Below are 8,420 nucleotides of genomic sequence, written 5' to 3'. Positions count from 1 at the left end.
TTTCCAGCGTTGCTTCCGCCTTCCAGCCGGGATAATCCCATTCGGCGAGACGCAGCCATTGCGGTTCGCTGGCGGCGTATTGAAATGCAATACGATTCGGTTCGTAGCGCATCGCTTCGATTTCCGCATCGGCAGGCTGCCATGTTTCGTCGCCCGTTAGCGTTTCGGATTTCTTTTGCGCCGATGACGCCCAGCAGCGGTTGGGATTGAGCCTCTCGTAAACGCGAAACTCGCCGCCAGCATTGGCTAGTTTTAAGTTGGAATCTTCGATCGTACGCAGCGTCAAGACGTAACGAACATTAAGCAGATCCAGAACGTGATGATCGAATTGCGTCAATTGAATATTGTCGTGAAAAATTCCCTCTTGCCAACCTTCCATTTTCCCGATCAGCCGATTGTAGGATTTTAGGCTCATAGGATCGTATCCGGCAATATTCAACGTTCTCCATAAGACGAAGAGATTAGGGTAATCCAGTTCCATTAAGGCGGCGGCGCGGTCGGGAAAGCGGGAAGGAATCGCCAGCGTGAGGGGGCCGAGTTCTTGCGGCAAGGCCGTTTGCATTTGGATAACCTTCAGTCTTTGCAGCGAGGCGTCCAGATAGCCTTTTCCGTAAGTAAATAAATCAAGGCACAGAAGCAGCGTCAGGGAAAGCGAAATGGCCAGGCGGGGATAACGGGGAATCTTGCGGGCGAACAAGAAAAGCGCCAGGGAGGCGAGCGCGATCAAACTGCCGTTCGTAAAGGCGAGCGTGCGGATCGCATTGACCTGCCCCTCATCGCGAACCAGCCGAAGCGCATGAGTGAGGTTGGCGATGCGGGGAGTTCCATAGACGAAAATCAGAGCGAGCAGAAGGAACATCGGCAAGCAGCGCTTAATCAGTTCCGCCTGATCGGCGCCTTGCTTGCGCCGTTCGTAAGCGATGGCGCCCGCCCGTTCCAAACCCAACGCCGCCAGTACGCAAACGGGAACGAGATAATAGGGCAGAAATTTCGCCGGAGCGCGGAACTGGCCGAAGCCCGGCAGATGCATCAACATCGTATAGATAGGATTGCCGCGCCCGCAAGCGAGAAACAAACCCAGCAATCCAATGGCTGCTAGAGGAACGGCGGCGGCGGATTTTTTCTCTAAAAAGAAAACGGCGGCGGCAAGAATCGGCGTAACGATTCCTGCATAAGCGCAGGACCAGAAATAGAAATAATCGTAATGGTTAGCCGCGATGTGCGTTCCGTAATATTCCGGAAAAAAGAGCGTAATCAGCCGATGCGGCGCAAAGGAAAATTCCGTCGCCATGTCGATATCCAACGAAGCGGCGCGGTTGGCTTGTTCCAAATACTCCAGCGTGGGAACAAGTTGCATCCCCGCCATCGCTATTCCTAGAACGAGAAAACAGCTTAGGACGGCGGTGCGCAAAAGCGCCGAGAAAAAGCGGGCGCGATAATCCCGATCCGGCATTCCCATAACGGCGGCGAAACAAAGAAGCGTGCTAAAAAATAAGGAATAAAACGTCATCTGGGGATGGCCGCAGAGAAAATGCAGGCAGGTTATCAACGACGCCGCTAACGCCCACGGCAGACGGCGGCTACTGCTGGTTGCGAATCCGACGATCGCCAGAAACATCCAAGGAACCCAGGCGGCCCCGGCGTAAGTCAGATGATTGCCTGCCGGGATGTGAATCATCGTAAAACCGTTGAGGCCGTAAGCGATTCCCGCAAAAACGGACGGAAAGGAACTGGCGCCGCAACGCCGCGCCAAGAGATAAGCCCCAGCGCCCGCCAGCAGCAAATGCAAAATCAGCGACAAGCCGAAAAACCATTCCATGGGAAAAAGGAAGAGGATTAAATCGAGAGGATAAAAGACGGCGGATTGCATATTCGCCAAAAACGGCGCTCCCCCGAAAGTATAGGGATTCCAATAAGGAATCTGCCCCGCCGCCAGCATGGAGCGCGTATAGGCTTTCCAAGGATAAAATTGCAGAGGAATATCGCCCCGGCTGGGAGACTTTTGATCCAGCAAAATATCCTGGCAAAAAAGGCCTATTATCGCCGCCACGATGGCGAGAGCCAGCAGATCTTTTTTCATGGTCTTTTTGGGCGTCTCTATTTTCAAACTTGAAAAATAGTGGGTTGCGCTTCGCTTAGAGCCTATCCAGCGCGACAACGCATTTCGCGTAGAAAATCAAAGGCAGGCTTCGCCTAGCCTTTGCCACTCGTCCTTTGCTTGATATTAACACGATTTAGAGAAACGCCAGCGGCGCCATCATGCCATTTTTACGCTATCCCCGTAAAGCGCAATGGGGCCGTTCGGCCCCATTGCGTTGAGTTTGAATAAATTTTGAAATATTATGCAGTTGGAGGGGGAAGAGAAGCATCCGGCGGCTGGGCGATGGTTTCGCGCATATGCGTATCCGCCATGATGTTCTTCAAGTGATAATAATCCAAAACGCCCAATCGCCCCGACCGCAGCGCTTCGGAGATCGCCAGAGGCACCTGGGCTTCCGCTTCGACCACGCGGGCGCGCATCTCCTGGGTGCGGGACTTCATTTCCTGTTCCGTGGCGAGAGCCATCGCTTTGCGCTCTTCCGCTTTCGCCTGGGCGATCTGCTTGTCGGCGTTAGCCTGGTCGATTTGGAGTTTAGCGCCGATGTTATTGCCCACGTCTACATCCGCGACATCGATGGAGAGGATTTCGAAGCCGGTTCCGGAATCGAGTCCTTTTTCCAGCACTTTCTTGGAGATCAAATCGGGATTTTCCAAAACCTGCTTGTGCGAAGTCGCGGAGCCGATGGTGGTGACGATGCCTTCGCCGACGCGGGCGATGATGGTCTCTTCCGTCGCGCCGCCGACAAGGCGGTCGAGATTGGCCTTTACCGTAACCCTGGCTTTGGCCCATAGTTGAATTCCGTCCATCGCCACTGCCGCCACTTTATCGGAACCTTTCGTCGGATCGGGAGCGTCGATAACCTTGGGCCGCACGGACATCTGCACGGCTTCGAAAACGTCGCGCCCCGCCAAATCGATGGCGGCCGCCCGTTCGAAGGAGAGGGGGATATTCGCTTTATCGGCGGAAATCAACGCTTGAGTAACCTGATAGACGTGACCGCCCGAAAGGTAATGGGCCTCCAATTGATCGCACGTAACGGTCAAACCCGCCTTGGTGGCGTTGATTAAGGGATTGATGATGACGCTGGGCGGCACGCGGCGCAGCCTCATGCCAATGAGAGAAGTCAACGAAACGTCAACCTTGGCGGTCAAGGCGGCGACCCATAGACGGATCGGAATGAAATAAAGGAAAACGATAAAGAGAATAAAGAAGAATATTACTCCTGCGACGATAAAGGGCTGCATGATTCATCTCCTTGGCGCCGTTTGACGGCGTCCGGCTTTTTCTTTTCGCATTAAGATCATTTTTTGTCTATTATCACAAAAATATAAGAAAATTCCTAGCCGAATCGCATCAGGCCTGGCCTACAACGATACGGTTGCTGTCCACCCGCAGTACGCGGATGCGGCAGCGGGGAAGAATGTATTCTCCTTCCGTAACCACATCGTACCGGTTGCCGCCGATGACGGCGATGCCCGATGGACGCAATCCGCTTTCGGCGACGCCTTCCTTCCCGACAAGATTTTCTTTATCGAGATTGCTGGGGCCGACGCCGTCTTCCCGGCAAATTTTTTTATCTAAAATCAACCAGCGTCCCACAAAGGTATGAGGAATTAATTTAAACGCAACGATGGCGAATACCACGACGCCGACGACGCAGAAAAGCAAAACGAAAAATCCTTCCTGCGGTCCGTAATGGGTAAAGCACAGCCAGACCGCTGCACCCATCGCGCCGACGCCGATAACTCCCAAAATGCCGCCGGGAACGAATAATTCCGCAAAAAGCAAAAAAAAGCCGATCAGAATCAGCAAGGCGATATATATCCACATTACCAGAACTCTCCATTCGCGAAACGGCGATAAGCGCGAATTTAAACGCTTTTCACGACGACTCTTCGGCCTTCGACTTTGACCACTTCCACTGCGGAATTCGGAGGAACAAAACCTCCCTGGCTGACGACGTCCACCCGCTTCCCATCGATTTCGGCGATGCCGGCGGGGCGCAGCGTCGTTTTGGCGACGCCCCTCTTGCCCATGAATTCCTCCTGGCGTTCGGCGGCGGCGTGATAGCCGCGGGATCGGTCTTCGCGCTCATGCAGCACCAACCAGCTGCCTACGGGAGACCTTACCATAAAAGGAAAGAGAATGGGAATGGCCAATGCTCCCGCCAGACCGCACAACATGGAAACAAGCGTAACTATCAGTGCGGAATAGAGGTCCGTCCAGGTAAACGTTTCGTAAAAGTGGGGACTAGTAGGCGCCCGCTGCAATAGAGTAACGACGACGGAGGCGATAATGCATAGAATGCCCGCGATGCCGGTAAAGCCGAAGCCGGGAATGAGAAGCAATTCCGCCGTCAGAAGCAAAATGCCTATCATCATGAGAATGGGACCTTCCCACCCCGCCAGTCCCGCGATGGAGTGTCCCCAAAAGAAAATCAGAAAAGCGAGCAGCGCCACCGCTCCCGGCAGGCCAATGCCCGGCTGTTGGAATTCGATGAACAGCGCGATAAAGGCGATGGTCAACAAAAGGCTGGAAACAGTGGTGCTGGCGAAGAAACGAGCGGTTCTTTCCAGAAAGTAATCATGAAATAATATTTGCTGCGAGTCTTTGATTTGGAGATATTGCAGCGCTTCCTCCCGGTCGCGAACAAGTTCGGTTATGAAGCCGTAGCGCTTGGCTTCCGTCGCGGTAAAGGTTAACAATTTCCCTTTTTCCGTAATGAATTCGCCGGGGATATCGGGATCTTTGATCTCGATATCCTTGTCCACCATCGCTTGGGCGAGTTTGGTTTTGAATTTGCTGTAGCCTCTTTTTTCGCAGATTTTGCGCACTTGGGCCAGGACGTAGGAGAGGATCTTCGCCTCCATCGCTTCGCCCTGATCGCCGCCGCCGAGCATCACGGGCGCCGCCGTACCGATAGTCGTCGTCTGCTTCATGAATACCTGGTTGGCGGCCAGGCTGACAATGGCGCCCGCCGAGGTGGCGTTTCCCGTTACCAAAATGGCGACGGGAATCTTCGATTCGAGTATCAAGTCGATGATTTCCAAAGCGGCGTCGACGCGGCCTCCCGGCGTGTCCATTTCCAAAAGGATATAGGTCGCGAAATGCTCCTCCGCCTCTAGGAAGCCGCGCTGCAAAACGCGATACAATCCGGCTTCCACTTCTCCCTGGAAGGGGATGACGTAAACCACCGGCTTGACCGGCGCCTCCGGGACGGTTTCTTGCGCATTAGCTATAGAGAAACCGCCAACGGCGGCCGCCGCGAGCAATAGGATTGATTTATATAGAAATCGCCGCATCGTCATTTCGCTTTTCGCACAATCTTATTTCAAAGATAACGATTAAGACGCCTCCATGTTTTGCATGAAGTCTATCTACTTTATTGTACAACCATAAACGAGAACAGAGGAATAGCCGTTTATTCCCAATCGATAGTATGATCCCATTCGCGCCATAGAGGCAGGATTTTTTGAGGCCGCAAATTGCGACCTCAAAAAGAAAACAGAGGGGCTTAACGTTATCCTCACATGCGGGTAATCTGATCTCAATCAATCTTGAGGTCACAAATTGTGACTTCAAGTTGGGAAGTGGATTTAAAACATAATCCTATGGCGGCTGAATATTATGAGCGGCGAACTCGTTCAAATTGAAAATTCGATATATTTAATTCGCGGCCAAAAGGTTATGTTAGACGTTGATATTGCTCGACTTTACGAAGTTGAAACCAAAGTCTTGATTCAAGCCGTAAAACGAAAGAAAGACCGTTTTCCAATAGATTTTATGTTTCAATTATCTAATAAAGAATTCGACAACTTGAGGTCGCAAATTGTGACCTCAAGAGAGTCATTCTCATCCCCATTGGCGGAAGCTAGGGAGCTCCGAATATGCTCGACCGCGCGGAAATGATACAAAATTTGTATCATTACAAAGACAGTTATACGCTGGAGAGTCCTCTTTATAAAACCTCCGTTCTTGCGTTTATGAACGGGATGCTGGGCGAAGATTTGAGCGAAACCGGCTGCATCACCGCCATCGCCATCTTCCAACGCGGCGACAAGGGCAAGGCGATGGTCAGCTGCAAGCAAAAGGGCGTCTTGGCGGGTTTGGAAGAGACATGCCTGCTGCTTGACAATTACCATTCCCATCTCGCCTATCGCATCGCGGAAAAGAACAGTCGTCCTCTACGGGACGGTGACCTGTTGGACGAAAACGAAGACCCGATTTTCTATCTGGAAGGAACCATCATCACGATTCTGGAAGTGGAACGCACGATTCTCAATATCCTGCAGCGCATGAGCGGCATCGCCACGGAGGTATACCAACAGCAGCAAAAAATCGCGAGTTGCGGCTCCCACAGCCGTCTGGCCGCCACGCGCAAACTGCAATGGGGGAGAATGGATAAAAAAGCCTTCATCGTGGGCGGCGGACTGAGCCACCGGCGCGGACTATACGATACGATGATGATTAAGGACACCTGCATCGATTTTTGGAATTACGCGGAAAAAGGCGGTCCGGCTCATAACGCCGAAGAGAAGCGCATCGGTTGGATTATGGAAAGCCTTCATCGTTGTTGGGAGCAAAAACAACAATCGAAAGGTTTGATCGTCGAGGTGCAGACTCCGCAAGAAGCCTTGCTGGTCTCCCGCGTTTTGAAGGATTATCAGAACGGCCAGTATTACCCTTGCGCGATCATGCTGGACAATTTTACGCCCCAGGAAATAACCGCCGCGTTGGAGCAATGCAAAAAGGAGGGAACCTACGATTGGACGCTCTTCGAGTCGTCCGGCAACATCAGCGGGGATAAGATTATCGAATATGCGCGCACAGGTATCGACGTCATTTCGTCCGGACGGCCTACCCATTCCACCGACGTGCTGGATATTCACATGAAAGCGGTTCTATGAATGGTTTTCTTCTACCCATTCGTATTTTCGATTAAACTGTTGGAGAAGAATTCATCCTTTTATTATTGCTACTACCCAAAAAGAGAGCCGGAAAATGACGCCTGCCATTCCCGAAACGGATGAAAAAATATATCGGATCAACCGTCCATGCTCCCGATTGTTTTGGCTTTATTTATTCCGCAGCCTGGGCGCGTTGATTGCTTTTCCCGTCGTCTTAGCTCCTTTAGTATGTAAATACATCTCCCTGCGCTATCACTTCGACAAGGAAGGCGTGGGCGCTTCCTGGGGCGTCTTTTTCCGTCGCCAGGTTTTTCTCACCTATGCCCGCATCCAGGACATCCACGTTACCCGCGGCCTGATCGAACGGTGGCTGGGACTTGGGACGGTGGACATCCAAACGGCGTCGGGCAGCGCTGCGGCGGAACTCTCCATCGTGGGTATGGAGGAATTCGACGAGATACGCAATTTCCTTTACACCCGCATGAGAGGCGCGCGCGGCGAAGCGCAAGGCGAGGAAAAATCCGCCGCGCCGCCATCCGAAGCATTGCCGCTGCTGCTGGAAATCCGCGACGAGTTGCGCGCCTTGCGCCGGGAACTGGGCGAAAAGAGAGACGCCGATGTATGAGTCGATGAAGGACCTGTTATTGGATTTGTTCCGCGCTCCAAAAGGTCCGCCCGATCCTCCCGCGGGAACGCACGCCAGCATCGCCGTCTTCCGCGCTTCCCCGCAATATCTCACGTATCAATATTTGATATTGCTGGTAGGGATGTTTTTGTTATCCGTCTTCTTCGGCTTCGCCGGAATCGCTTTCCTGATGAAAGAGGCCTCTTTGGGAATCCTGCTGTGCTTGATTCTTGTTATTCTATGGAGCGCGATCGGAGTGGGAGGATATTTTCTCATCCGCCTGGAATACGACATGCGTTATTACATCGTTTCCGACCGCAGCTTGCGCATCCGCACCGGCGTTTGGAACATTATGGAGCAGACCTTAACCTTCGCGAACATTCAGAATATTCAAGTCCAGCAAGGGCCATTGGAACGAGTGTTGGGGATTTCGCGCGTCGTCGTCGAAACGGCGGGCGGCGGCTCTGTCGCCGCGCCGAATGGCGGACAAACGACGAATTATCATAGGGCGTCGTTGAGCGGATTGGAAAACGCGGAATCGATACGCGATTTGATCTTGAGTTATTTAAAGAAATTACCTCATTCCACCGGCTTGGGCGAACCGGACGATCGACAAGCGCCCGTCTCTGCGGCTGGGAGAGGCTTCACGCCGCAGGATGCCGAGGCGTTGCGCGAGATACTCTCTGAAGTAAAAATATTGCGCTCCACTCTCCTTCGTCCGCCGGCAAACGGTTAAGCCAATTCTCCTACAGACGGCGGCGCCTGACGAAGAGGGAGGATTGAGATA

The 8,420-nt window shown here is 52.8% G+C and carries 7 protein-coding genes and 1 pseudogene; 4 read left to right on the top strand and 4 right to left on the bottom strand.

Going from position 1 to position 8,420, the window contains the following annotated elements; translation table 11 throughout:
* The 4 genes from AB1656_07865 to AB1656_07850 all read right to left on the bottom strand — a co-directional run.
* Positions 1–2,080: hypothetical protein (locus AB1656_07865; GenBank protein MEW6235287.1), on the bottom strand; the 2,080-nt coding region annotated here is incomplete at its 3' end.
* A gap of 260 nt (positions 2,081–2,340) precedes the next feature.
* Entirely contained in the window at positions 2,341–3,345 is a 1,005-nt protein-coding gene (floA, locus tag AB1656_07860) for a flotillin-like protein FloA (GenBank protein MEW6235286.1), read from the bottom strand.
* A 109-nt stretch (positions 3,346–3,454) separates the two neighbouring features.
* Entirely contained in the window at positions 3,455–3,931 is a 477-nt protein-coding gene (locus AB1656_07855) for an NfeD family protein (protein ID MEW6235285.1), read from the bottom strand.
* 41 nt (positions 3,932–3,972) lie between these two features.
* The gene (locus AB1656_07850; GenBank protein ID MEW6235284.1) at positions 3,973–5,409 is read right to left on the bottom strand and encodes an NfeD family protein; all 1,437 of its coding nucleotides are present in this window, start codon (positions 5,407–5,409) and stop codon (positions 3,973–3,975) included.
* Positions 5,410–5,728: 319 nt separating this feature from the next.
* On the opposite strand from AB1656_07850, the pseudogene AB1656_07845 reads away from it, so the two are divergent.
* The 4 genes and pseudogenes from AB1656_07845 to AB1656_07830 all read left to right on the top strand — a co-directional run bounded on the left by AB1656_07845 (position 5,729) and on the right by AB1656_07830 (position 8,369).
* A pseudogene (locus AB1656_07845) lies at positions 5,729–5,941 on the top strand (ORF6N domain-containing protein).
* Positions 5,942–5,988: 47 nt separating this feature from the next.
* Positions 5,989–7,008 carry a hypothetical protein gene (locus AB1656_07840; GenBank protein ID MEW6235283.1) on the top strand — a complete coding sequence of 340 codons (1,020 nt, stop codon included), beginning with the start codon at positions 5,989–5,991 and terminating at the stop codon, positions 7,006–7,008.
* A gap of 94 nt (positions 7,009–7,102) precedes the next feature.
* On the top strand, positions 7,103–7,633 hold the full coding sequence (locus AB1656_07835; GenBank protein ID MEW6235282.1) for a PH domain-containing protein: 531 nt from the start codon (positions 7,103–7,105) through the stop codon (positions 7,631–7,633).
* Positions 7,626–8,369, top strand: coding sequence for a PH domain-containing protein (locus AB1656_07830; GenBank protein ID MEW6235281.1), 744 nt, complete (start codon positions 7,626–7,628; stop codon positions 8,367–8,369). Before AB1656_07835 ends, AB1656_07830 begins: the two co-directional genes overlap by 8 nt.
* Positions 8,370–8,420: the final 51 nt, after the last annotated feature.

Source organism: Candidatus Omnitrophota bacterium (assembly GCA_040755155.1).
Classification (GTDB): Bacteria; Hinthialibacterota; Hinthialibacteria; order Hinthialibacterales; family Hinthialibacteraceae; genus JBFMBP01.
This window is presented reverse-complemented; position numbering and strand designations above follow the sequence as displayed.

What these genes read in the sequence shown, in the direction of transcription:
- floA (MEW6235286.1), bottom strand. Translation starts at nt 3,345, where the DNA reads ATGCAGCCCTTTATCGTCGCAGGAGTAATATTCTTCTTTATTCTCTTT.
- AB1656_07855 (MEW6235285.1), bottom strand. Translation starts at nt 3,931, where the DNA reads ATGTGGATATATATCGCCTTGCTGATTCTGATCGGCTTTTTTTTGCTT.
- AB1656_07850 (MEW6235284.1), bottom strand. Translation starts at nt 5,409, where the DNA reads ATGACGATGCGGCGATTTCTATATAAATCAATCCTATTGCTCGCGGCG.
- AB1656_07840 (MEW6235283.1), top strand. Translation starts at nt 5,989, where the DNA reads ATGCTCGACCGCGCGGAAATGATACAAAATTTGTATCATTACAAAGAC.
- AB1656_07835 (MEW6235282.1), top strand. Translation starts at nt 7,103, where the DNA reads ATGACGCCTGCCATTCCCGAAACGGATGAAAAAATATATCGGATCAAC.
- AB1656_07830 (MEW6235281.1), top strand. Translation starts at nt 7,626, where the DNA reads ATGTATGAGTCGATGAAGGACCTGTTATTGGATTTGTTCCGCGCTCCA.